The sequence below is a fragment of the Lutimonas sp. genome (genome assembly GCF_051011215.1).
In the GTDB taxonomy this organism is placed as follows: Bacteria; Bacteroidota; Bacteroidia; order Flavobacteriales; family Flavobacteriaceae; genus Lutimonas.
The window spans coordinates 17,786-43,760 of the sequence record NZ_JBPCUJ010000104.1; the positions used below are offsets into that span (position 1 = coordinate 17,786).

Below are 25,975 nucleotides of genomic sequence, written 5' to 3' on the forward strand. Positions count from 1 at the left end.
AAAATAAACATTGAAAAAAGGAGGAGGCTTTAAAATATGGTCCGACTTATCAACAAGAAGTTAACTAAATGCTATGAAGTGTAGCTAAAGCCTTTTCAATACTGTCAATTCTGATAAAGGTAATCAGGAGTCTTAGACCTTTTTTGGTTTGCTTTTCTTTCATGACACAGGTCTGCCCATGAGACTGAACATATTGCAGGATCTTTGTGAAAAACGGACTTTGGTAAAAATCGCTTTGCTGATCTGCCAAGAAATAACCAATCATTCTTTTTTGTTTTAATATCAGTCGCTCTAATCCCAACGATCTGGCAATCCATTTAAGTCGCACTGAATTTAAGAGGTCCACAGCTTCAATGGGCAGTTCTCCAAACCGATCTACCAGTTTTTTCTCAAATTCCTGAATTTCTTCTTCTGTTTCAAGTTCACTTAATTCCTTATACAGGCTGAGTCTTTCGGCAATACTGTTAATATAATCGTCCGGGAATAGTATTTCAAAGTCAGTGTCTATTTGAACTTCCTTTACATATTCTTTTACATGACCTTCTTCCTGATGATAGAGATCTTTAAATTCGTTCTCTTTCAATTCCTGTATGGCTTCATTTAGAATTTTCTGATATGTTTCAAAACCGATATCATTGATAAAGCCGGATTGTTCTCCCCCTAACAGATCTCCTGCGCCGCGTATTTCAAGGTCTTTCATGGCAATATAAAAACCACTGCCTAATTCAGAGTGCAGTTCAAGGGCCTGTATTCTCTTTCTGGCATCATCGGTCATCATATGATAGGGAGGTGTGATTAAATAACAAAATGCTTTTTTGTTGGATCTTCCCACTCTTCCTCTCATCTGATGAAGATCGCTTAATCCAAAATTATTGGCATTATTGATAAATATGGTATTCGCGTTCGGAACATCCAGACCACTTTCAACGATGGTGGTACTGACCAAAACATCAAATTCCCCGCTGATAAACTGAAGCATTAAGTGTTCTAGCTTTTTACCATCCATCTGTCCGTGACCGATTCCTACTTTCGCATCCGGCACGAGTCTTTGGATAAGACCTGCTACCTCTTGAATATTTTCGATGCGATTGTGAATGAAAAACACCTGACCACCTCTTAAAATCTCGTAACGGATAGCATCTCTAATGGTATCTTCTCCAAAACGTATCACCTGTGTTTCAATAGGATGTCTGTTGGGAGGAGGTGTTTTGATGACCGATAAATCTCTTGCAGCCATCAACGAAAATTGAAGTGTTCTTGGTATCGGAGTTGCCGTCAAGGTCAAGGTGTCAATATTTTCTTTGATGGTTTTTAACTTGTCTTTTACTGCCACCCCAAATTTCTGCTCTTCGTCAATGATTAATAAGCCAAGATCCTTGAATTTCACATTTTTACTTACGAGCTGATGTGTTCCAATGACAATGTCAACAGCCCCGCTAGTTAATCCTTCAAGAACATCTTTTTTTTGCTTGGCAGTTCTGAATCTGTTTAAATAATCGACTCTTAGTGGAAAATCTTTGAGTCTTTCTTGAAAAGTTTTGGCATGTTGAAAGGCAAGAATTGTTGTCGGCACCAAAATAGCCACTTGTTTTCCATTGTCAACGGCCTTAAAAGCAGCCCTGATAGCAATTTCAGTTTTACCAAACCCAACATCACCACAAATGAGACGATCCATTGGCTGGTCTTTTTCCATATCAACTTTAACGGCTTCAGTAGCACTTAGTTGATCCGGGGTATCTTCATAAATAAAACTTGCTTCCAATTCATGCTGTAAATAACTGTCAACATTATAGGCAAAACCTTTTTGAAGCTTTCTTTTGGCATAGAGTTCGATGAGGTTATAGGCGATATGTTTAACTCTGGCCTTGGTTTTTTGCTTTAGTTTTTTCCAGACGTTGGAGCCTAATTTATGAACTTTTGGTGCCTTCCCTTCCTTCCCGTTGTACTTGGTTATTTTATGAAGGGCGTGAATACTGATGTATAAAACGTCTCGTTCACCATAAATAAGTTTGATGGCTTCTTGTTTTTTTCCTTCAACATCAATCTTATGCAATCCTCCAAAACGACCAATTCCGTGATCTATGTGAGTAACATAATCGCCCATTTCAAGATTGGTCAGCTCTTTGAGTTGTATGGATTGCTTTTTCGCAAAACCGCTTTTCAACCTGAATTTATGATAACGTTCAAATATTTGATGATCGGTAAAACAGGCTATTTTAAGATCCCTATCAATAAAGCCTTGATATAATGGGTTTGTAATTGTTTGATAGTCTACTTTCTGATCGAGGTCGTCAAAAATATCATGGAATCTTTTAGCTTGATTCTCGTTATCACAAAACAAATAATTACTGATGCCATTTTCAGAATTCTCATTAAGCGTCTCAATTAATAGATCAAACTGTTTGTTAAAGGCGGGCTGAGCCAGGGTGTTAAAGATAATACTGTTTGGATGATCGTCTTTGCCGGAGTTTTCAATCACCACGCTGGTGAAATCGGCCAATTGTTCTTCAATCAGTGCACCGTCACAAAATAGTTCCACCGGACTACTGTGCTTTATTTCACCTTTTAGATTATCAAAAGCTTCTGTTGCTTTTACAAATAATTTATCCAGTCTGGCTTTGTTCAGTTCAGGATGTTTAATGAAAACGGTCGTTTTTGAAGAAATATATTTCAAGAAACTCTGTCGCTTTTCTTCCAGGAATTTGTTTTCAACATTCGGCATGATATCAATCTTGCTCAAACGATCTATCGAAAGCTGAGACTCAATATCAAATGTTCTGATACTATCTATTTCATCACCAAAAAATTCAATTCTATAAGGATGGTCATTTGAAAATGAAAAAACATCAATGATCCCACCTCGTATGGCAAAATCTCCTGGATCAACTACAAAATCAACCCTGTTGAATTTAAATTCATGTAATAAATCATGGACAAAGTCAAGCGATAACGTATCAGAAACAGCCAGTTTCAGGGTATTTCTTTTTAATTCACTTTTTGTGATTACTTGTTCGAACAAGGCATCGGCATAGGTGACAATCAGTGCGGGTTTTTTCTGGGAATTAATTCTATTAAGTACTTCCGCTCGCAATAGAATATTGGCATTGTCGGTATCTTCTATTTGATATGGTCTTCTGTAGGATCCCGGATAGAAAAGTACATCTTCTCTTGTACTGCCCTTTTTAGGGTCAAATAATTGTTCTAAATCATTGAGATAGTAAGCTGCTTCTTCTTTGTCATTGCAAATTAACAGTAGTGGCTTATCTACTTTTTTAAATACGGTTGAGATCACCATTGACAATGAAGATCCATTCAAATTGCTTAGTTCAATTTGTTCTGTGTCTTTTTGAACGAGGTCTACGATATGATTAACCTTGTCAAAACTATTATAAAGATCAGCAATAACTTGCTTACTCAAGGCGATAAATTTTCGTCAAATATAAGTTTAAAAGTGCAGAATAATAAATGATTTTAAGGTCAGCACATTAATTTTTTAAGGGCTTATTTCGTATATTTGATAGAGTCCTAAAAATTGATATTATGAATATTTCCGATATATATTTGTCAATTGGGCAAAGAAGGGACATTAGCCACTTTGCCAACATCGTCCGCATCGCTAAATCTGACAGTCAAATTTCTTCTGAGGAGATTGAATTTCTTTCAAAAGTATCGAAGAAGTACAACATCTCTGACGAGAATTTTAAAGAGATTTTAAAATTCCCTGAGAATATCCCCACCATCGCACATTTAGATTGTGTTGAAAGGATTGAGCGCTTATATGAGTTAATGGTCATGGTGAAGGCAGATCATAAAATTCAACAGGAAGAGATCATGATGCTTAGACGTATTACGACAGGTTTGGCATTTCCACTGAATAGAGTAGATATGATTGTTGATCATTCCCTTTCGATAAATGTGGAGGAAGTTAGTATGGAGACTTTTACAGAGGGCGTCCTTAAGTTGCTGAAAATGAAATAACTCCTAGATGAGTCCATCGCTAAATAAATGACTTTGTTAAGCTCTTGCCAGAAGGGTTCATTGTCAAAGGCAAACATTTGTGTCATTCCTATAAGAACGATATTTTTTTTCATCCAGATAATATTTGGTGTTAAAATAACCTGTCCATTCAAAGAATCCTTTTAAGTGAAGAAAAGGCAGGGTTTTCTTTTTTTTTATCACCCAATCTCCCAGCCCAAAGCCCCTTTCGGCTACCTCACTCATAAACCCCTTGATGGTTTGTAATTTTTAGGGATAAACAATAAAAACTGCAACAAATTTTAGACTTATCTAAAATAATATTTATATTTGCAAAAAAAATAGCTATGTATTCACAGGCAGAGGAAAATTATTTAAAGACCATTTACGCGTTAGAAAGCGAATATGGTAATGAAGTGAGCACAAACCTTATTGCTGGAAAAATAAAGACAAAAGCATCTTCTGTAACGGATATGCTAAAGAAGCTGGCCGTAAAAGAGCTGGTTGTTTATAAAAAATACCAAGGTGTTTATTTAACAGAATTAGGTAGACTGAGTGCATTAAAAGTAATTAGAAAACATCGATTATGGGAGTGTTTTTTAGTTCAAAAGTTGCAATTTAACTGGGATGAAGTTCATGAAATCGCCGAGCAATTGGAGCATGTTAAATCGGAAGTCCTGATCAATAAGCTGGATGCGTTTTTAAGATTTCCAAAATTAGATCCACATGGAGATCCAATTCCGGATGCGCAGGGAAGAATGATGCTAAATAAAACCAAGACCATTACCGATATGAGGATCGGATCGGCTGGTGTTTTTGTAGGCGTAAAAGATTCTTCAGCCACTTTTTTAAAGTATTTGAATAAAAAAAACCTCGCCTTGGGAGATAAAATAAGGGTTATTGATATTGAGCCCTTTGATAACTCCTATCATATTGAAACAAAAACACACAGGTTGGTAATTACGAGTAATGTAGCCGAGAACCTATGTTTAAAAAATGTGAAATAATGATGTACAATCCAATAATAGCTTTGATGATATTCATAGGGTTGGTGATCCTGATTTTCGCTTTCTTTCGCCCTGTGAAAGGTTGGTATTGGTTGATCAAAAACAACTATCAATCCAATGAAAAAACTGTGATAGAGGATATTCTAAAGCAGCTGTATCGCCTGGAAACGTATGGCTCTGAAACAGATATAAGCTTGCTTACCAATTCTTTAAAGTTTAAGGATGCAGTTATAATAGATGCTTTGCATAAAATGTCGGTGATGGAATTGGTAAAAGTTGAAGGTGATTTAATCCAGCTTACTGCAGAAGGAAGGCAGTATGCTTTAAAGATTATCCGGGTCCACAGATTATGGGAAAAGTATTTGGCTGAGAAAACTGGATTTGATAAAACGGATTGGCATGATATGGCAGAAGAGATGGAGCACGTTTTAAGTCATGAGGAAACTGATCTGTTGGCGAATCAGTTAGGAAATCCAATGTATGATCCTCACGGAGATCCGATTCCTAATAAATCGGGGATGCTCAAAGAAATTATCGGTGAACCCTTATCTTCTATGGAGGCTGAAACTGTTGGCAGAATTGTCCATATTGAGGATGAGCCTGATGTAATTTACCGTCAGATACTGGCTGAAAAGATTCATATTGGCTCAGTGATTAGGGTTGAAGAAAGAAGCAACGAGCGTATTGTCTTCCATTCGGAAGGCGAGGAGTTCGTTTTGGCTCCGATTGTAGCGGCTAATATTACGGTTTCACCTCTCAAAAAGGAAGTCGAAATTGAAGAAGGAACGGTTCGACTGTCAAGTTTAAAAGATGAAGAAGTTGGGATTATTGTTGGAATGTCGAAAGAATGCAGGGGTGAAAACAGAAGAAGATTGCTTGATCTTGGGTTTGTAAACGGGTCTGAGATAAAAATAGATTTGAATAGTCCCTTGAAGAATCCGGTGGCGTACTCCATTAAAGGAACAAGTATTGCGTTAAGAAACGATCAGGCTTCTAAAATTTTAATTAATAAAGTATAACTATGGCGACAAAAGATGATCATGCATGCGGAAACTGCGCTCATTATAACGCTGATGGACTTAAAAAACTCGGTGTTGATGTAGGTGATTTTGACCATGTTATTGCAATTGCCGGGAATCCAAATACCGGTAAGAGTACTGTTTTTAATGCCTTGACAGGATTGCGCCAGCATACAGGTAATTGGCCTGGTAAAACGGTTGTACGGGCTGAAGGCGCGTATTCTTATGGGGATAAAAAATATAAGCTTGTCGATCTTCCGGGAACATATTCTTTATTGTCCACTTCACAGGATGAAGAGGTTGCCAGAAACTTTATCCTTTTTGGAAAGCCGGATGTAACAATTGTTGTAGTAGACGCCTGTCGTTTGGAGCGAAATTTGAATTTGGCTCTACAAATACTTGAGATTACAGATAAGGCAGTCTTATGTCTCAATCTAATCGATGAGGCAGAAAGGAATCATATTGAAATTGATACCAGAACGCTTTCAAAAGATTTAGGAATACCTGTTGTTGCTACCAGTGCCAGATATCAACGAGGCATCCCGGAGCTTATTCAAACGGTTGATGATATTGCAACAGGAAAAATAATATGTAAACCGAGAAGAATAAAGAATGTACCCAAGAATATTTTGGAGGCTGTTACGAAATTAAGCGCTGAAATAGAAGCAGAATTTCCGAATATTCCGAATAGCAGATGGATTGCATTTAGACTTTTAGAAGGAGATAACCGAATAATTGACGCTTTAAAGGCCGGTGAATTAGTGTGATATGGAGAACAGTTCTGTAGATAAAATATTGAATATGACCAACGAGCTGCGTTGGCAAATTGGAGAAGATTTTCACGATCATTTGGCCGAAGGGATTTATGCAGATGCTTCTGAAATTGCTCATGGTTCTGTGTCGAAAGATGCAGGAAAAAAGCATTTTAGAATAGATAGGAAAATTGATGAAATAGTTACCAGTAAAACATGGGGATTCCCCATTATGTTTTTGATTTTGGGAGTCGTGTTGTGGTTAACCATTGAAGGCGCAAATTATCCTTCTGCAATGCTTGCAGAACTATTGCTGGAAGGTTTACATCCGATACTTAAAAATTTAGGTGTCACTTTGGGAATGCCCTGGTGGTTGAGTGGCTTTCTTTTTGATGGTGTTTATTTGGCTGTTGCCTGGGTCATAGCAGTGATGTTGCCTCCTATGGCCATCTTCTTTCCCTTGTTTACTTTATTGGAGGATTTTGGCTATTTGCCAAGAGTGGCCTTTAATATGGATAATTTATTTAGAAAATCTGGAGCGCATGGGAAGCAGGCTTTAACAATGAGCATGGGTTTTGGATGTAATGCTGCAGGAGTTGTTGCCACAAGGATTATTGACAGTCCGAGAGAGAGATTGATTGCCATCATTACCAATAACTTTTCTTTGTGTAATGGTCGTTGGCCAACACAAATACTGATTGCCACCATATTTATTGGAGCTGTTGTACCGGAAAGTTTTTCCAGTTTAGCCTCTTTGATGGCGGTCATCGGAATTGCCATTTTAGGAATTGCATTTATGTTTCTGGTATCCTGGGGATTGTCGAGAACTGTATTAAAAGGAGAGGTTTCTACCTTTAATTTAGAATTACCTCCATACAGACCTCCAAGATTTTGGAAAACAATATATACTTCTATCATTGACAGAACGTTAATTGTGTTATGGCGGGCCATTGTTTTTGCAGCACCTGCAGGGGCAGTGATCTGGCTGATATCCAATATTTATATAGGGGATTTAAGTCTGGCCGGCTGGACGGTGCAAAGCCTTGATGGTTTTGGTTTTTTACTGGGCTTAAACGGGGTGATTTTAGTGGCTTATATTGTTGCAATTCCAGCGAATGAAATTGTTATTCCAACCATTCTTATGTTGACGGTGCTTGTAACTGGGCTTACTGGAGGAGAAGGAGCAGGAGTAATGTTTGAACTTGATTCGGTTTCGGATACTGGTAGTATTCTGAAAGCAGGAGGATGGACCTTGCTTACGGCGATTAATTTAATGCTGTTTAGTTTGCTTCATAACCCGTGTAGTACAACAATTTACACGATTTATAAAGAAACAAACAGTGTAAAATGGACGACAGTGGCTTCTATCTTACCTGTAATTCTTGGTTTTGTTGTGACGTTTTTAGTGGCTCAGCTATGGCGTATTTTTATGGTATAGAAGCCCTATTTTTCCCAACGTAATTTTTGATAGAATCAACTCAAAGATTTCGTCAATTTCATTACTTTTATGAAAAATCAATAATTGGATTCCAGTACTTCTTTTAAAGTCTATAATGCCTCCGCCGGGAGTGGAAAAACCTTTACGCTGGTCAAGGAGTATTTGAAGATAATTCTAAGTGATCCTGATTTTAGATTGTACCAGCATATATTGGCGATTACCTTTACGAACAAGGCCGCCTCTGAGATGAAGGATAGGATTTTAGAAAACCTACTTGATTTTTCAATCGCATCCGAATCAGACCGATCAAATGACATGCTTAGTACTGTTGTGGAGGAAACCGGACTGGATCAAGAGGTTATTCAGAAAAGAGCCAAAGAGCGTTTGCAGGATATACTAAAGAATTATGCCTCTTTTCATATTAAAACGATCGATAGTTTTACCAATAAGTTGATCAAATCTTTTGCTTTCGATCTTGGATTATCAACTGATTTTGAAGTCGAACTTGATACAGACGCTATTTTGCAGGAGGCTGTTGATGGAGTGCTTGCAAGAATTGGTATAGATCAGGAACTGACCAAATTGTTGGTTTCTTTTTCTAAGGAAAAAACACTTGAAGATAAATCCTGGGATATCAGTAAGGATCTGTTTGAAGTTTCTAAACTTATTTTGAATGAGAATCATTCCAGGGAACTAGTGAGATTATCTGACAAGAGTTTGTCTTCGTTTTCGGACTTATCGAAAAGGCTACGAAAGCAGCAAGCTGCCTATATCAAAGAAATTACAGAGAAAGGAGAAGCCGCTATTGCCCTGATTGATGCGCAAGGAATAGATATGAAAGACTTTTATAGAGGTCAGTTTCCAAAGTTTTTTCTAAAAATGATCAATGATCCGCCAGGATTAGATTTTGACAAAGAAAATAGTTTGTCCAGAAATATTCGTGATAGAAATTTTTATGGCAAATCAAAACCGGAAAAAGTAAAATTATCCATTGACGGTATAAGTGACGAGCTCATAACTTTTTATAGTGATGCCTCCAAGCTGTTTGAAAAGTATAAGCTGAATGAGTTGATTTTAAAGAATCTGGTGCCTTTGGCTGTGATTAATGCGATTAACCAGGCATTGGAAGAAATAAAGACCAACAATAACATCAGGTTAAATGCAGAGTTTAATCAATTGATCAGTGATCATTTGATCAATGAGCCGGCAGCTTTTATCTATGAAAAGCTTGGGGAGCGATTCAAATATTTTTTTATAGATGAGATGCAGGATACCTCTGTTTTGCAATGGAACAACCTGATACCGTTAATTGACAATGCATTAAGTGCCGAATCAGCTGGATTAATGCTGGTTGGGGATGCCAAGCAGGCCATCTACAGATGGAGGGGCGGACGTGCCGAACAGTTTATTAGTTTGTCATCCGACAGTTTTAAGATTGATGCCAATCCTTTTCAAGCTGAAAAATCAGCATTAAATCTCGATACAAATTATAGATCACTTGAAGAGATTGTCAAATTTAACAACGATTTTTTCAGTCATATTGCGAGTAATTTTGGCAATAAAACGTATGATGAATTATACAGGTTAGGGAATGCTCAAAAAATCAATCATAAAAAAGGTGGTTTTGTAAGTCTGCAGTTTATGGAGGCCTTCAAGAACAATGAAGAGCGAGAAGAGCATTACCCCAGAGTGGTTCTTGAGACATTGACGAAATTATTGAATCAATATCAGGCGAATGAAATTTGCATTCTGGTCAGAAAGAAGAAAGAAGGAGCAGCAGTTGCTAAATTCTTGACTGAACAAGGAGTGCCTATTGTAAGTTCTGAGACCCTTCAGATTCAAAACAACAGGAAAATCGGTTTTATCATCAATTTAATGCGAATCATAGAAGATGATAAAAATGAAGATGCGAAGTTTGAAATATTATATTTTCTGCACATACATTTAGGTGTAAAAATGGCCAAGCATGAATTTATCAAACAATTTGTGAAAAAAGAAGGAAAAGATTTTTTTAGATCATTTGAGGCCTATAATGTGTTTTACTCCCCTGACACTTTTAATGAATATTCAATTTTAGAAGGCGTAGAAGATCTGATAAGATGTTTTCGATTAACCGCTGAATCAGACGCTTTTATTCAGTTTTTTCTGGACTTTGTTTTCGATTATACCCAGAGAAAATCTCAGAAAAGCAGTTCTTTTCTGGAGTTCTGGGAAGAAAAAAAGGATCGATTGAATATTGTCAATTCTGAGGATGTCAAGGCAGTTAGAATTATGACAATTCATAAGTCAAAAGGCTTGGAGTTCCCCGTGGTGATCTATCCTTTTGATCTGGATATCTATTATGAAAGAGATCCGAAAGCCTGGTTTAAGGACCTGGACGGGGAATCGTTTCATGGATTCGACAGTATCCTGGTCAATTCTTCTACTGGAATAAAAAAAACCGGAGAATCAGGAACAATGATTTATGAAGAACAGGAAAAAGAAAAAGAACTGGATAGTTATAACCTTTTGTATGTTTGTTTGACAAGAGCCATAGAACAATTGTATATCATTTCTGAAATAAAAAAATCAGGCAAGGCACTGGGAACAAGTTCACAACTTTTTGTGGATTTTTTAAAGCAACAACATCTTTGGGATGACAATAAATTATCCTATGAATTTGGAAACATGGAGCGGTTAAGTAAGCCGCAAAGATCGAAAAGCGAAGCGGTATTTCAGGAAGAATTCATCAGTAGTTCCTGGAAGGATCATCAGATTCATATTGTTGCAAATTCTGAATTATTATGGGATCAGACCAGGGAAGAAGCTATTGGGTATGGAAATCTAATTCATGAATTAATGGAAATGATCATCGATGAAGAAGATATAGAATCAGCCATAGAAAGAACCCTGAGAAAAGGATTGATTCAGGAGGAATCAATGGCAGAAATTAGACGCTTGGTTGTAGAGATTGTCAGACATCCTTTGCTTGATAACTATTTCAAGAAAGGTGCTAAGGTGCTGACTGAGCGAGAGATATTGACAGATTCAGGTCAATTAATAATTCCAGACAGGTTGGTGTTTGAGGGAGATAAAGTGACAATTATTGATTACAAAACGGGCAGCCCGAATGAGAATCACAAACTTCAAATTGATAATTATGCCCAGGTATTGCAAAAATTGAATTATGAAGTGGCCAACCGCATATTGGTTTATATAGATGATAAAATTACGGTAGTTAAAAGATAAAATTTATGAATACAATTGATATTATTATTGGGATCATACTCATTTTTGGGACTGTAAATGGTTTTCTAAAAGGGTTGTTTATTGAGGTTACAACGCTGGTTGGTTTGGTGTTGGGTATTTATGGAGCCATACACTTTTCACACTTTTTAGGAGATTTCTTAAAAGAAAGTGTGAGTTGGGATGAATCTATGCTCCAGCTCGTTTCCTTTGCAGGGACATTCTTAATCATACTTATTGGAATGGTTCTTCTGGGAAAAGCGATGACAAAAATTGCAGAAACCATCGCCCTGGGCTTTTTTAATAAATTGGTAGGCGCCATATTTGGCTTTGTTAAATACGCGTTGATTCTGAGTATAGTTTTAATTGTTTATGACGAAATAAATGCATCATTGAGATTTGTGGAAAAGGCGAAAGTCAAAAAATCTGTTTTATACGAACCGGTTAAAAACTTTGCACCTGCCATATTTCCAAATTTGGTGCGAGTCGTCAAAGATTAATGTAGAAGCCGTCATCAATTAAAATTAATAAATCACGGGTCAAGCTCATAAAAATTATCGCTATTTTTGCAGTGCTAAATCTTAATTATGTCCGTAGCTAAAAAGGAATACAAAAGAATCACAACCAAGACCTTGGTTGAGATGAAAACAAATGGTGAGAAAATCGCCATGTTGACAGCATATGATTATACCATGGCAAAAATTGTTGACCATGCTGGTATAGATATTATTTTAGTAGGTGATTCTGCTTCAAATGTTATGGCAGGACACGAAACAACATTACCCATTACACTCGATCAGATGATATACCATGCATCTTCTGTGGTTCGTGCCATTGAAAGGGCTTTGGTTGTTGTGGACCTTCCTTTTGGGAGATATCAGGGAAATTCAAGGCAGGCGTTGGATTCAGCCATTAGAATAATGAAAGAATCTGGAGCTCATTCAGTGAAACTGGAAGGTGGCGCGGAAATTTCAGAATCAATCACAAGAATTTTGTCGGCCGGTATTCCTGTGATGGGACATTTGGGCTTAACACCTCAATCGATTTATAAATTTGGGACCTATACCGTCAGGGCAAGAGAAGAGGAAGAAGCGGATAAATTAAAAGCCGACGCTAAATTATTGGAGGAGTTAGGTTGTTTTGCCATCGTGCTTGAAAAAGTACCTGCAAAATTAGCAAAGGAAGTTGCTGAGAGTGTTTCTATTCCGGTGATTGGAATTGGTGCAGGAGACGGAGTTGACGGTCAGGTTTTAGTCACGCATGATATGTTGGGAATGACGCATGAATTTAGCCCGAGGTTCCTGAGAAGGTATCTCGACCTTTACACTGAAATGGGCAATGCCTTTAGAAATTATATTTCGGATGTAAAATCAAAGGATTTTCCAAACAAGGAAGAACAGTATTAATGCAGTATACTCGCCATTTAGGCGAGTTTTTTTATTTTATACTTTTAACCAAATTTTAACAAGAAAAAACTTACCTAACCCTTAGATTTGTTGCCCTTGTTGTCTAAAAACAAAAAGAAATTTAAAAAGATAAATGGATACACAAAACGCAAATGTTGATATCAGATTAATCAACGAGAAAATTGAAAAGGAAAGTGCATTTGTCGACCTGCTTCATTTGGAAATGAACAAGGTGATTGTAGGGCAAAAACACATGCTTGAAAGACTGCTAATTGGTTTGCTTGGAAATGGCCATATTTTACTTGAAGGTGTGCCTGGTTTGGCGAAGACATTGGCTATAAACACCTTGTCTAAAGCCGTTAAGGGCTCATTCAGTCGGATTCAGTTTACACCGGATTTATTACCTGCCGATGTGATTGGTACAATGATTTTTAATATGAAAGAGAATGATTTCTCTATTAAAAAAGGACCAATTTTTGCCAATTTTGTATTGGCAGATGAGATCAACAGAGCGCCTGCAAAAGTACAATCTGCCTTGTTGGAAGCCATGCAGGAACATCAGGTTACCATTGGTGATACCAGCTTTAAATTGCCTGAACCATTTTTAGTTCTTGCGACACAAAACCCGATTGAACAGGAAGGAACGTATCCTTTACCAGAAGCTCAGGTTGATAGATTTATGTTAAAAACCGTCATTGATTATCCAAAACTGGATGATGAGCAGATGATTATGAGACATAATCTGCAAGGAAGTTTCGGATCTGTAAATCCTGTTGTGTCAGTGGAGCAGATTATTCGTGCCAGAGAATCTGTGAAAGAAGTTTATATGGATGAAAAGATTGAAAAGTATATTCTGAATATCATTTTCGCATCCAGATACCCTGAAGATTATAGATTGGCTGAGTTAAAACCACTTATTAGTTTTGGAGCTTCACCAAGGGGTAGTATTAATCTGGCAATGGCCTCGAAATGTTACGCATTTATCAAAAGAAGAGGGTATGTAATTCCCGAGGATGTGCGCGCCGTGGTGCATGATGTTCTGAGACATAGAATTGGAATCACCTATGAAGCTGAAGCCGAGAATGTTACTTCTGTTGATATCATTAACAAAATAGTTAATGAAGTTGAGGTGCCTTAATAAATACCAGAATCAACAACCATTGGAAACTTGCAAACGACAATCTTTTAAGAATTAAGATTGTGATGTTTAATTAGAATACCCGCTAGTGGATACGAAAGAATTACTTAAAAAGGTTAGAAAAATTGAGATCAAGACAAGAAGATTGTCTGATCATATATTTTCGGGAGAGTATCACAGTTCGTTTAAAGGACGTGGTATGACCTTTTCTGAAGTAAGACAATATCAATTTGGTGATGACATACGATCCATCGATTGGAATGTAACTGCCAGGTATAACGAACCTTACGTCAAAGTTTTCGAGGAAGAAAGAGAACTGACCATGATGTTGGTAGTTGATATTAGCGGCTCCGAATCTTTTGGAACAAGAGAACAGTTCAAAAGAGATATTTTAACCGAAATAAGTGCCACGCTGGCTTTTTCAGCCATTCAGAATAATGATAAAGTAGGATTGTTATTGTTTTCTGATGAAATTGAATTATTCATTCCACCGAAAAAAGGGAAAACACATGTGTTACGAATCATTCGGGAATTGATTGAATTCAAACCAAAAAGTAAAAAAACCGACCTCAACCAAACTTTAAGATATCTTTCGAATGTAATGAAGAAGAAAGCGATTGTCTTTATTCTTTCAGATTTCATTGATACAGGTTATGATAATGCCTTAAAAATTGTAGGAAAGAAACATGATGTAACGGGTATCAGGGTATACGATAAACTTGAAACGGAACTACCAAAATTGGGTATGGTACCAATGCGAGATTCGGAAAGCGGTGAAATCAAGTTGGTGAATACAAACTCCAAATCTGTGAGAACAAATTACCGAGCCAATTATTTGAAGACGGTGGATTATTACGAAGAATCATTTACAAAAAGTGGTTCGGGTGTGATCAACACCAGGATTGATGAAAGTTATGTAAAGAAGCTATTAGGCTATTTTAAAAGAAGGGCATAGCAAGATCTCCAATGGAGAATTGCTTTGAAAATTGAATAAAGAAAATGAAGTTTTTGTTTACGCGAACATATAATACGAAGAACTCCTTAAGGACTAGGGTTGGAATTGGGACCGCCAGTTTGACAAGCCTTTTTGTTTTGCTGTTTTTGTTGACCGGTCTGATGGCAAATGGCCAGGTATCGACAAAAATTGATACGACAAAAATTAGAATAGGGGAGCAATTCAATTATGAGATTATCGTAGATCAGACTTCTGATGTTCGTTTTCCAAAATTAGAATTGGACAGTTTAAACAGAATCGGTGTTGTTACATCTCATAAAATTGATTCTTTAAGAAATCAATTGATCAAAAAATACACCTTAACCAGTTTTGATAGCGGCAGGTATGTACTTCCAGGACAGGAGATATTTATAAAGAACAAAAAATATCTTACAGATGATGTGATTATTGATGTGGCAACGGTCCCTGTTGACACGATTAAACAACCCATGTTTCATATCAAAGAAATTGAGAATGAACCCTATTTGTTTTCAGATTATTTGAATTATTTCTGGGGCTTAATTGCGGCCTTGGTGATTATTGGCCTCATTCTGTACTTTGTTTTACGAGATAAGCCAACAGAGGAAGAGATCTTATCCAGAATTCCGCCTTTTGATGCGGCTAAATTAAGATTAAAGGAGTTGGATGGAAAAAAACTCATCTCTCAGAACAAGATCAAATTATACTATGTTGAACTGACGGATATTGTAAGAACCTTTATTGAAAGAGAATTAAATATCCCGGCCTTGGAGTCTACAACGGATGAGTTAATAGATACGATTGGAGATTTTAACGCCAGTAGTAAATTGAATATACCACTTGAGACGCTGGAAAAATTGCAAAAGTTATTGCAGGAAGCGGATCTTGTAAAATTTGCTAAATCCAAACCTTTGCAAAATGAAATCAGTCTTCATAGGACGGATGCTGAAGGAATCATAGATACGTTACATCCCATTAAATTGGAAACTAAAGAAGAAGGCGATGATGGGGAGTAATATGGAATTCACCAACCCGGGGTTTTTGTGGTTATTATTGCTGATACCAGTGCTGGCCATATGGTATTTTCTGGTGAGGAAGAAGGACAGCGCTGATCTAAATATACCAAGTATATCAGGGTTTCAACAAGGGAATATATGGGCAAAATTAAAGCCAATGCTGTATGTCTTGAGATTGGCTGCCATAGCTGCCTTGATAGTTGCCCTTTCCAGACCCAGAAATGTTGAGGTGAGCAAGAGAACTAAAACGACCAGAGGAATCGATATTGTAATGGCTATAGATGTGTCTGCCAGTATGTTAGCAAAGGACCTAAAGCCAAATCGATTGGAGGCCTTGAAAACTGTGGCGAGCAAATTTGTTCAAAAAAGGCCGAATGATAGAATTGGTATCGTTGTTTATGCGGGAGAGAGTTTTACCCAAACTCCGATTACCAGTGATAAAACAATTATACAGAATACGATAAGAAAAATTAAGTGGGGTCAGATTGAAGATGGCACCGCCATAGGAATGGGGCTTGGTTCAGCAGTGAACAGGCTGAAAGATAGTAAGGCGAAGAGCAAGGTTATTATTTTACTAACCGATGGAGTGAACAATACCGGGTTTGTTGATCCTAAAACAGCCACAGAATTGGCCAAAGAGCTCAATATAAAGGTTTATACCATTGGACTTGGAACCAACGGAACGGCTTTATTTCCGGTGGCCAAAGATTTAAATGGAAAGTTGATTTTTAGAAATGCTCCTGTTGAAATAGATGAAGAGCTCTTAAAATATATTGCAGCTGAAACGGATGGCAAGTATTTCAGGGCTACAGGGAATAAAAAACTTGAAGCCATTTATGAAGAAATCAACAAGCTTGAAAAAACAGAAATAGAGGAATTTAAATATTATAATTATCAAGAAAAATATAGACCCTTAATTATGTTGGCTGGTTTTCTGATTTTATTGGAAATGTTGTTGAGATTTACGGTTTATAGAAGTTTTATTTAGTAAGAAATGTATCAAATAGAGGAACCAAAATATTTTTATCTTTTTATCGCGATTGCGGTACTGGTGCTATTTTACTTTTTGAATTGGTTTTGGAAAGTAAAAAAGCAAAAGGAGTTCGGAGATTTGAAGCTGTTAAACCAGTTAAGTCCTCAAAAATCCGTTTTTAAACCTGCGCTAAAGATGATCTTTGTACTTATTGGATTATCCCTTTTGATCATTGCCATGGTAAACCCAAAAATGGGAACTCAGTTAAAGTCGGTTAAAAGACAGGGAGTAGATATTGTTTTTGCTTTGGATGTTTCTAAAAGTATGCTTTCTGAAGATATTGCTCCAACCAGATTGGAGAAATCCAAACAAATAATCTCTAAGATTATTGATAAGTTGGGAAGTGACAGGGTTGGAATTATTATTTATGCAGGAAATGCCTATCCCTTGTTGCCGATTACAACGGATCACGGAGCTGCAAAAATGTTTTTACAAAATGCCGGGCCAGATATGGTTTCTTCTCAGGGAACAGCCATTAATGAAGCCTTAGAATTGTCAAAAACCTTTTTTGATGATGACACACAGACCAACAGGTTTTTGTTCGTTATATCTGATGGTGAAGATCATGAGGAGAACTCCAGCAATATTGCCGAAGAGATTGTTGACCTTGGAATCAGAACCTATACCATTGGAGTAGGAACGAATAAAGGAGGCCCTATTCCTATCAAAAATAAAGGTAAATTTTTAGGATATAAAAAAGATAATAAAGACGAGGTGGTGATTACCAAATTGAATGTGGAAACCTTAAAGGATATCGCCAAAAAGGGAGACGGGAAATACATCTACGGAAATAAAACATCAAAGACAATTGAATACGTTGAAGAACTATTGTTAAAGGCAGATAAAAAGGAGTTTGAAACCAAACAATTTTCGGATTATAAAGATCAGTTTCAATGGTTTGTTGGTTTTGGCTTGCTGTTTTTGGTCTTGGATGTTTTCTTGTTGAGTAAGAAAACCAAATGGGTACAAAAGTTAAATCTGTTTAATGAAAGGTAAAATGAAAAAACTAGTATATCTGTTGCTCTTTTTACCACTGGCCTTATGGGCTCAGGATAAGGAAAAAGAAACCAAAAAAGAGGAACCTGTTAAAATAAAATTAGCTGAAAAGCAGATTCTTAGAAAAGGGAATGATCTTTTTAAGCAAAAGCGCTATGTGGATGCCGAAGTGAAGTATAAAAAGGCCTTGAAAGAGAATCCGAACTATGGAACAGCCGGGTATAACCTTGGGAATGCAGTCTATGAACAAAACAGGTTCGAAGAGGCTCTACCTCAATATGAATTGGTCGCTAAAAGTAATTTAAAGCTTGAAACCAGAGAGAAGGCTTTTCATAATATTGGAAATGTGATGATGAAAAATAAGCAATACGACAAAGCTGTTGATGCTTATAAAAAATCCATGCTGCTCAATCCAAATGACGAAGAAACAAGGTATAACCTGGCTCTTGCTCAAAAACTGCTGAAAGATCAGCAAAATGATCAGAACCAGGATCAGAATAAGGACAAGAACAAGGATAAGAATCAGGATCAAAACCAGGATCAGGACCAGGATCAGAATAGTGAAAACAAGGATCAAAACGAAGATCAGGGAGAAAACGATAAGAAGGATAAGAACGAGAATGAAGGAGATAATGAAGACGATCAGGATGATCAGCAGGATCAAAAAGATCAGGGTGACAAGAATGAACAAAAGAAACAGCCTCAACCCAATCAATTGAGTCAACAACAGATTCAACAACTATTGGAGGCGATGAATAACGAGGAGAATAAAACACAGAAAAAAGTGAATGCCCAAAAAGCGAAGGGTAAAAAAGTAGATCAGGAAAAAGATTGGTAAATAAAACCAGTTTTTTAGCGTTAAGATGAACTGCTTCTAGTTGATTAGAAAATGAAAGTGAAGTATTTATCCATATTATTATTGCTTATTACAGCCCAAAGCGTACTTGCACAAGTAACGTTTAAAACTGCTGTGAGTAAAACTGATCTAGGTTTAAACGAAAGATTGCGTATTGAGTTTTCAATTGATAAACAAGGTGGGGATGATTTTACACCACCGGATTTTAAGAATTTTAAGGTGCTTGCAGGCCCTAGTCAATCAAGTAGTTTTTCATCTATCAACGGAAAAACCTCTTATAAATTAACCTATACCTATGTGATTCAGCCAACAGCCAAAGGAACCTTTACCATTCCTTCAGCTACGGTTTCATATGAAGGTGAATTGATCAAGTCTAATACGGTAAGAATTACGGTTACTGATGCTGTGGAAATTCCTGAAGATCCGAACGATCCGAGGTATGTGGCACAGCAAAATATTCATTTGGTGGCTGAAGTATCAGATATGACCCCTTATGTTGGAGAAAGTATTGCTGTTGTTTATAAACTCTATGTGGATATTAACAAGGTGAATGTTCAAAATACCCGAGAAGCATCTTCACCATCTTTTAACGGTTTTTGGAATCAGAATATCGAAGTCAAAAAATGGGTCGCCAAAAATGGAACATATGGGGGAAAACCTCATCGATTTGTAATTGTTAGAAAAACGGTATTGATTCCTCATAAATCAGGCAAGCTTGAGATTGAACCACTTGAGATGGAGATAACAGCCGGTGTACCTATTGGAAGGAGAGACTTTTTTGGGAATATGCTTATGAATGATGTTAGTTTTACACTGACTTCAGGTAAGAAAACCATTAGAGTTAAAGAATTGCCTGAAGAAAATAAACCGTTTAATTTTAATGGGGCAGTTGGTGATTATAGGTTTTCTGTAACGCCAAGTAAAACTGATTTAAAAGCCAATGAATCTGCACAGATTAAAGTTGAATTGAAAGGGGAAGGAAACTTAAAACTGGTAAAACTTCCAGGTATTTCAACACCAAATGGCTTGGAAGAATACGAACCTGAGCACAAAGAAAATATTAAAACAACCTTAGGTGGTCTTAAAGGAAGTATTTATGATCAATATGCTGTTGTCCCACAGGCCAGAGGGAAATTCAAAATTCCTGGAGTTTCATTCTCTTATTTTAACCCAAAACAAGAGAAGTATTATTCTGTAGAAACGGATCCTATAGTTTTAAATGCTCTGAGTGGTGCAGCATTGCCAGATCAGGATGTAGTCGGAATTAACAAGCAGGCGATCGTTGCAAATGAAGGGGATATTAGATATATACAATTGAAATCCGACTTCGTATCTACGTTTAAAGATGAAGATTTTTTTAATTCTAATCTCTTTTACCTACTCATGATATTACCATTGCTATCGATCCCATTAGGTATTTTTATCGGTAAAAAGAAACAGGAAAGAGATAGTGATATCATTGGTAACAAGAGAAGGAAGGCAGATAGATTGGCCAAAAGGTACTTGTCTCAGGCCAGAAAGGAATTGGGTAAAAAAGAGGCTTTTTATATTGCGTTGGAAAAAGCATTGCACAATTATCTGAAGGCCAAGCTCAATGTTGAAACTTCTGAGATTTCACGTGAGAAGATAGCGGAAATATTGAACAAAAGGCAAGTAGATGATGCTACGATTGGTGAATTTAGCACTGTTTTAGAGAATTGTGATTATGCCCGATATACACCATCGACAGATGTTATGATGAAGCAGGAATATGAGAATGCAAAGAAAGTAATTGCTCAAATTGACAAACAATTATAGCTGTAAATGATTTAAACAATGTTGACGTTTTTTAAACATACCATTTTTCTGACTGCACTGTTTTTTTCAGTGTCTTTGATGAGAGCTCAGAGTGCAGATAGTTTATTTACTGCTGCGAATAAACTGTATCAGCAGGAAAAGTACATTGAGGCTTTGGATCAGTATCAACAGATTGAGAAATTGGAGTTGGAATCAGCGTCACTTTATTTCAACATGGCAAATATTTATTATAGAACAAACCAGGTGGCACCTGCGGTTTACTATTATGAAAAAGCTTTGAAATTGGATCCGAATGATCAGGATATTAAGGTTAATTTGGAATTTGCCAATAGAATGATTCTCGATAATATAGAACCCATACCCAACAGTTTATGGGAGAATTTTATGGAGGCTGTTATCCTGAGATTTACCTATGAGACATGGTCAAAAATAGCGGTTAGTCTGGCATTTATATTTGCCTTGTTGTTTTTGATGTATCATTTTTCTTACAGCACAGCGAAAAAGAGGATCTACTTTATTACAAGTATTCTGGCGGTTATATTTGTAACAACCAGTTTGTTTTTTGCATACAGAAATAAGCATTACATAGATAATAATATAGAAGCGATCATCTTTTCTCCGGCCGCACAGGTGAAAAATGCTCCTACTACTTCCAGTGAGGTTTATTTTGAACTTCATGAAGGAACCAAGGTTTTAATTCTGGAAACCTTGGATAATTGGAAGAAAATTAAAATTGCCGATGGGAAAATGGGCTGGATCATCTCAGATAATCTCAAGGAGATTTAGCAGCATAATAACTGCGATGATTCTGGTTTCTTAGACACATAATAGAGAGCTGTTTACTATTCATTACTTTCTGACATCAGTGAAACCTTCACCTCAGTACAAGCTTGGCTTCAGTCGATCCATCACTTGATCATAACAGCAGTAAACCGATCACTATTTAAAACAAACAGGTAGAATTTCACCTGTGGCCAGGCGGTATTTTTCGATTAAATTCGGGCTTAATTTTTTGGAATAATCGACTTCTTCTACTTCAAAACCAACCTTTCTGAGTCGGTTAAAATAGTCTTGGCCATAAACTCTAACATGGTCATATTGACCAAAGTGTTTGGCTTTTTCATCAGGAGTGGTGATACTTGGATCTTCGTAGGTAGTCTTTCTGGAAAGCTCTTGAGGGACTTGGAAAATACCCATTCCACCTGGTTTCATCACGCGATATAGTTCTGACATTGCCTTGTGGTCATCTTCAATATGCTCTAACACATGATTGCAAAAAACAACATCAAACAGATTGTCCTCAAACGGAAGTTCAAGAATGTCCGCTTTTACATCAACAATCGGCGAGTATAAATCGGCTGTTGTGTAATCGAGGTTTTTCATTTTTTTGAACCGCGATAAAAAGCATTGTTCAGGTGCCATATGCAGCACTTTTAAAGGCTTGTCAAAAAAAGAACTATCATTTTTGAGGTATAGCCACATCAAACGATGACGCTCTAATGAAAGCGTGCTTGGAGATAAAACATTGGGTCTTTGTTCTCCATATCCATAAGGTAAAAATCGCTTAAAGCTTTTGCCGTCAATTGGATCCGTATAGGTATCTCCTTTTAACCAAACTGATAAGAACGGGGTTGCGAGATAACTCATTTTTATCAGATAGGGCCTTGGAATTGTATTCAGTGCAAGTTTGAATAACTTCATTTTACCAAGTCTTATAGCGCTCTAAATTCATCCTCCTCATCAGTCACAATGCCCAAGGCTTCGTTCACATATTTGAAGGTAGATAATAACTCAGGTTTCCCGTTTACAATGGCAACATTGTGTTCGAAATGTGCACTGGGCTTTTCATCGGCTGTTTTGATGGTCCATCCATCGCTGAATTGCTTGATTCGTTGTGTTCCTAGATTGATCATAGGCTCTATGGCAACAACCATTCCTTCAACAAATTTTTTACCTCTCCCGCGCCTTCCATAGTTTGGCATTTCAGGATCTTCGTGCATCTCACGACCTAAGCCATGTCCCACTAATTCTCTTACAACTCCATAGCCGTGATTCTCAGTAAATTTTTGAATCGCATGACCAACGTCTCCCACTCTTTGACCAACTCTGAATTGACGGATGCCAACATAGAGACTTTCTTTCGTTACATCAAGTAGTTTCTTTGTTTCAGGAGCGATTTCCCCCACAGCAAAAGTAAAGGCATGATCCCCATAAAAACCATTTTTGAGTGCTCCGCAATCGACAGATATGATATCGCCTTCCTGCAAAGGGTCGCTATTTGGAATTCCATGCACCACCTGTTCGTTTGGACTCATGCATAGGGTATTTGGAAAATCATAAAGACCTAAAAACCCAGGTTCTGCACCATGATCTCTAATGCACTCTTCAGCAATTTTATCCAGTTCTAAGGTACTTATTCCAGGTTTGATGACTTTTGCGATTTCCCCTAAAGTTTTTGAAACGATAAGCGCGCTTTGTCTGATCAATTCTATCTCTTCACGAGACTTTACTACTATCATGACTAATTATTAATGTGGCAAAGATACTGTAAAAAGAGATTGAACCAAAGCGATTCAAACCTTCAATATCAAGATTTATAAATTGCTTAAAACGGAATTTATTTTGCTGATAACAGAGGCAGGTGGAATTGTCTTCATACAATCTTCATAGCCAGGAATTACCTTATTTCCATAAACGGAAGTAGGAATAAATGGGAATTTAGTAAGGTCCGGAATCAGGCTGTTTTCAAGGGGTTGTCTGAAAGGAACAAATCCTGCATAAGGATGCGTATTTCCCCACATCGTTATGACAGGTACGCCATACATTGAAGCAAGATGTCCATTCCCGGAATCCATACTCAGCATAAGATCAAGATTGCTAATCAAGGCCAATTCTTCATCAAAAGATAGCTTACCGGCCATGTTGATACTATTGTCTGAATCAGCAGCTAGTATTTCAAGTTTGTCAATTTCTGTTTTCCCTCCTCCAAATAACAACACCTTTCTATCTGCTTTGACTAATGATTTAATTACCTGCTTCATTGATTCGAGGTCATACACTTTCGTCCTATATGCAGCAAAAGGAGCGACTCCTATCCAGTATGATTTTTTTTCACCTGTGAGTTGTTTTGTTTTTTTGGATAAGGCTTGTTTATCAAGCATGTTGATCGTAGAAAGATCAATAGGAAGATTCAATTTTTTACAAACGTCAGCATGCCGTTCAAAAATAGATTTAATAGGGCTGATCTGTTTTTCTTTGAGAGCTGTCAGCTCCTTTCTTTCCGACCTTCCTTTGGAGATAGCAGCGGTGTTTATCGTATCCAGTTTGAAAAATAAATTGATCACTTTCGTTCGCAGAACGTTATGAAGATCTGCATAAGCATCGATACCAAATTTTGACAAATCTTTGTATAATTCATTCAAACCAAAAACACCATTTTTATATTCGTCGAAATCAACGGGAAAAAAATTCACTTCTGGAATATCTTTAAAAATAGAACTTTGAAAAGCTTTTGAAACAACAGTAATTTTTAAGGTTGGGTACTGTTGGCGTAAGGCCAGAATAATGGGAACCGTCATCGCTACATCTCCCAAAGCAGAAAGTCGAATGATCAATAAGTGTTTAGGATGTTTTTTTTCATTTTCTTGCACGAAGTACAGGATTTAAATTAGCATCGTTGTACATTTTCATCTGCTTATAAACCTTCATGTATTTGTCACCCTTTTTAAAATCTATTAGCAATTCGTCAATGGCGGTGCAAAGATCTTCACGCTGTTCCATAAGCACCTCAAGTTTCGATTTACAGGAACTCTTATGATCTTCAGAAGCATCTTCTCTGTTAGCTTCTTCCCGCATATGATAAATTTTCAAAGCTAGTATGGACAGTCGATCAAAGGCCCAGGCAGGACTTTCAGTATTGATTTTGGCATTCTCTTTAACCAGAATATCTTTAAATTCATCCAAAAAGTAACTGTCTATATATTCAACCATATCTGTTCTGACCTGGTTTGAGGCATCAATTTGTCTTTTAATCCTGAGAGCTTCAATGGCCTCAATTTCAGGATCACGGATAATATCTTCGAGATGCCATTGGACCGTATCTATCCAATTCTTATGATAGAAAAGATGATAGATATCGTCTTTTTCAAATGGATTGTTCAAAGGTGTTTCGATGTGATCATCTATGTGGTAATCATCAATACTCTTTTCAAAAATACGAAAGGCTTCTGTTGAATTCATTTTAATAGATGTTGAGGATTATAATCTTTTGTTTGTAGCTGTTATAAAAAACAGATCGAACCGGCCAATGATTCCTTTCTAGCTTTTAAAAAAACCAAATAGACCTTTCTTCGATTTGTGTTCTTTTGGTTTTTCTGTCTTTAAAAGCTGTTGGTAAATCTCCCCCCAGCCAAGTAAACCGCCTACATTTCTATCATCAATAAAAACATCAGCATTCACTTTACGACTGATACTACCATCGAATTTTTCTTCAGGATAACTTTTATTAACAGCATAAAACTCAAGTCCGTTTTTGCTGCAAAAATCTACAGCATCCTGCAGCCTGTCTCCATATCGATAGGTCCATAAAATCAAACGATGCCCTTTTTGCTGTAACTCCAATAAAGTATCAAAAGCAAAAATTTTTGCAGTTCCAACTTTAGGATAGGCATCTTCTACAATTGTGCCATCAAAATCGACAGCAATCAAGAGAGAATTTTTAGGTAACATTTTCATCTAGATATTTTTTCAAATCTACTCATAATAGCTTCTTTAATCAAGAAATGCTATTCAATAATAGAATTTTAACATATTATATAACGAAAAATTCTTCTTTTTCGTGTTTTACTGAGACGATGATTCGCTGTATTCCTAGTCCAGCAGGGAATCACGAGTCATTGAAGCAGGCTTGTCAACATTCAAAAGATCCAAAACTGTAGGAGCGATATCTCCAAGAACCCCGTTTTTGATGTTGTGTTCTTTGTTCTTTTCAACCAAAATCAACGGAACCGGATACGTGGTATGCGCTGTATTTGGCGATCCATCTTCATTAATCATTTTTTCGCTGTTCCCATGATCGGCAATTACAATGCTCGAATAATTGTTTTCTAAGGCCGCGGTAACTACATCTTTTAAACAAGAATCAACTGCTTCTGCCGCTTTCATTGCTGCTTCCATAACACCTGTATGGCCCACCATATCAGTATTGGCAAAATTCAGACATATAAAATCTGCTTCTCCTGCTTTTAATTCTGGGAGGATGGCATCACGAATGTCAAAAGCACTCATCTCTGGTTTTAAATCATAGGTAGCTACTTTTGGTGAAGGACAAAGTAATCTTTTCTCT

Annotated in this window: 21 protein-coding genes and 2 pseudogenes; 15 read left to right on the forward strand and 8 right to left on the reverse strand. The window is 37.0% G+C overall.

Features of this window, described 5'->3' with window-relative positions:
* Positions 1-64 precede the first annotated feature (64 nt).
* A complete protein-coding gene (gene mfd / locus ACR2MV_RS09300) occupies positions 65-3,418 on the reverse strand; it encodes a transcription-repair coupling factor (protein ID WP_434021638.1) in 3,354 nt (1,117 codons plus the stop codon).
* Positions 3,419-3,540: 122 nt separating this feature from the next.
* On the opposite strand from mfd, the gene ACR2MV_RS09305 reads away from it, so the two are divergent.
* Entirely contained in the window at positions 3,541-3,978 is a 438-nt protein-coding gene (locus ACR2MV_RS09305) for a hypothetical protein (protein WP_434021639.1), read from the forward strand.
* Positions 3,979-4,041: 63 nt separating this feature from the next.
* Here the strand turns inward: ACR2MV_RS09305 and ACR2MV_RS09310 are convergent, their stop codons facing one another.
* Positions 4,042-4,221, reverse strand: a complete 180-nt coding sequence (locus ACR2MV_RS09310; RefSeq protein ID WP_434021640.1) for a hypothetical protein — start codon at positions 4,219-4,221, stop codon at positions 4,042-4,044.
* A gap of 101 nt (positions 4,222-4,322) precedes the next feature.
* Here ACR2MV_RS09310 and ACR2MV_RS09315 point away from each other — a divergent pair, with 101 nt between their 5' ends.
* The 14 genes and pseudogenes from ACR2MV_RS09315 (at position 4,323) to ACR2MV_RS09380 (ending at position 21,417) form a co-directional block, all read left to right on the forward strand.
* A complete protein-coding gene (locus ACR2MV_RS09315; protein WP_434021641.1) occupies positions 4,323-4,982 on the forward strand; it encodes a metal-dependent transcriptional regulator in 660 nt (219 codons plus the stop codon).
* 26 nt (positions 4,983-5,008) lie between these two features.
* Positions 5,009-6,001, forward strand: a complete 993-nt coding sequence (locus ACR2MV_RS09320; RefSeq protein ID WP_434021642.1) for an iron dependent repressor, metal binding and dimerization domain protein — start codon at positions 5,009-5,011, stop codon at positions 5,999-6,001.
* Positions 6,002-6,003: 2 nt separating this feature from the next.
* Positions 6,004-8,191 (forward strand): annotated as a pseudogene (gene feoB / locus ACR2MV_RS09325) (ferrous iron transport protein B).
* Between the two features lie 84 nt (positions 8,192-8,275).
* Positions 8,276-11,419, forward strand: coding sequence for a UvrD-helicase domain-containing protein (locus tag ACR2MV_RS09330; protein WP_434021643.1), 3,144 nt, complete (start codon positions 8,276-8,278; stop codon positions 11,417-11,419).
* A gap of 5 nt (positions 11,420-11,424) precedes the next feature.
* The gene (locus ACR2MV_RS09335) at positions 11,425-11,916 is read left to right on the forward strand and encodes a CvpA family protein (RefSeq protein WP_434021644.1); all 492 of its coding nucleotides are present in this window, start codon (positions 11,425-11,427) and stop codon (positions 11,914-11,916) included.
* A gap of 87 nt (positions 11,917-12,003) precedes the next feature.
* The gene (panB, locus tag ACR2MV_RS09340) at positions 12,004-12,822 is read left to right on the forward strand and encodes a 3-methyl-2-oxobutanoate hydroxymethyltransferase (RefSeq protein ID WP_434021645.1); all 819 of its coding nucleotides are present in this window, start codon (positions 12,004-12,006) and stop codon (positions 12,820-12,822) included.
* A 133-nt stretch (positions 12,823-12,955) separates the two neighbouring features.
* Complete coding sequence (locus ACR2MV_RS09345) at positions 12,956-13,960, forward strand: AAA family ATPase (RefSeq protein WP_434021646.1); 1,005 nt, start codon at positions 12,956-12,958, stop codon at positions 13,958-13,960.
* A gap of 88 nt (positions 13,961-14,048) precedes the next feature.
* Complete coding sequence (locus tag ACR2MV_RS09350) at positions 14,049-14,915, forward strand: DUF58 domain-containing protein (RefSeq protein WP_434021647.1); 867 nt, start codon at positions 14,049-14,051, stop codon at positions 14,913-14,915.
* Between the two features lie 44 nt (positions 14,916-14,959).
* A complete protein-coding gene (locus ACR2MV_RS09355; protein ID WP_434021648.1) occupies positions 14,960-15,949 on the forward strand; it encodes a hypothetical protein in 990 nt (329 codons plus the stop codon).
* Positions 15,936-16,937, forward strand: a complete 1,002-nt coding sequence (locus ACR2MV_RS09360) for a vWA domain-containing protein (protein ID WP_434021649.1) — start codon at positions 15,936-15,938, stop codon at positions 16,935-16,937. The genes ACR2MV_RS09355 and ACR2MV_RS09360 overlap by 14 nt, the downstream gene beginning before the upstream one ends.
* Before the next feature lie 6 nt (positions 16,938-16,943).
* Positions 16,944-17,978, forward strand: coding sequence for a VWA domain-containing protein (locus tag ACR2MV_RS09365; protein WP_434021650.1), 1,035 nt, complete (start codon positions 16,944-16,946; stop codon positions 17,976-17,978).
* Position 17,979: 1 nt separating this feature from the next.
* Complete coding sequence (locus ACR2MV_RS09370; RefSeq protein WP_434021651.1) at positions 17,980-18,816, forward strand: tetratricopeptide repeat protein; 837 nt, start codon at positions 17,980-17,982, stop codon at positions 18,814-18,816.
* Between the two features lie 51 nt (positions 18,817-18,867).
* Positions 18,868-20,631: a BatD family protein gene (locus tag ACR2MV_RS09375; protein WP_434021652.1), complete on the forward strand. Its 1,764-nt coding sequence runs from the start codon at positions 18,868-18,870 to the stop codon at positions 20,629-20,631.
* Positions 20,632-20,649: 18 nt separating this feature from the next.
* A complete protein-coding gene (locus ACR2MV_RS09380; RefSeq protein WP_434021653.1) occupies positions 20,650-21,417 on the forward strand; it encodes a tetratricopeptide repeat protein in 768 nt (255 codons plus the stop codon).
* A 153-nt stretch (positions 21,418-21,570) separates the two neighbouring features.
* Here ACR2MV_RS09380 and ACR2MV_RS09385 read toward each other — a convergent pair whose 3' ends face one another.
* The 6 genes and pseudogenes from ACR2MV_RS09385 to ACR2MV_RS09410 all read right to left on the reverse strand — a co-directional run.
* The gene (locus tag ACR2MV_RS09385; RefSeq protein ID WP_434021654.1) at positions 21,571-22,332 is read right to left on the reverse strand and encodes a methyltransferase domain-containing protein; all 762 of its coding nucleotides are present in this window, start codon (positions 22,330-22,332) and stop codon (positions 21,571-21,573) included.
* Positions 22,333-22,343: 11 nt separating this feature from the next.
* The gene (gene map / locus ACR2MV_RS09390; protein WP_434021655.1) at positions 22,344-23,150 is read right to left on the reverse strand and encodes a type I methionyl aminopeptidase; all 807 of its coding nucleotides are present in this window, start codon (positions 23,148-23,150) and stop codon (positions 22,344-22,346) included.
* Between the two features lie 75 nt (positions 23,151-23,225).
* On the reverse strand, positions 23,226-24,281 hold the full coding sequence (locus tag ACR2MV_RS09395) for a glycosyltransferase family 9 protein (protein ID WP_434021656.1): 1,056 nt from the start codon (positions 24,279-24,281) through the stop codon (positions 23,226-23,228).
* A complete protein-coding gene (locus ACR2MV_RS09400) occupies positions 24,268-24,870 on the reverse strand; it encodes a DUF4254 domain-containing protein (protein WP_434021657.1) in 603 nt (200 codons plus the stop codon). Before ACR2MV_RS09400 ends, ACR2MV_RS09395 begins: the two co-directional genes overlap by 14 nt.
* A 78-nt stretch (positions 24,871-24,948) precedes the next feature.
* A complete protein-coding gene (locus ACR2MV_RS09405; RefSeq protein WP_434021658.1) occupies positions 24,949-25,359 on the reverse strand; it encodes a BT0820 family HAD-type phosphatase in 411 nt (136 codons plus the stop codon).
* Positions 25,360-25,500: 141 nt separating this feature from the next.
* Positions 25,501-25,975 (reverse strand): annotated as a pseudogene (locus tag ACR2MV_RS09410) (2,3-bisphosphoglycerate-independent phosphoglycerate mutase); the annotation flags it as partial.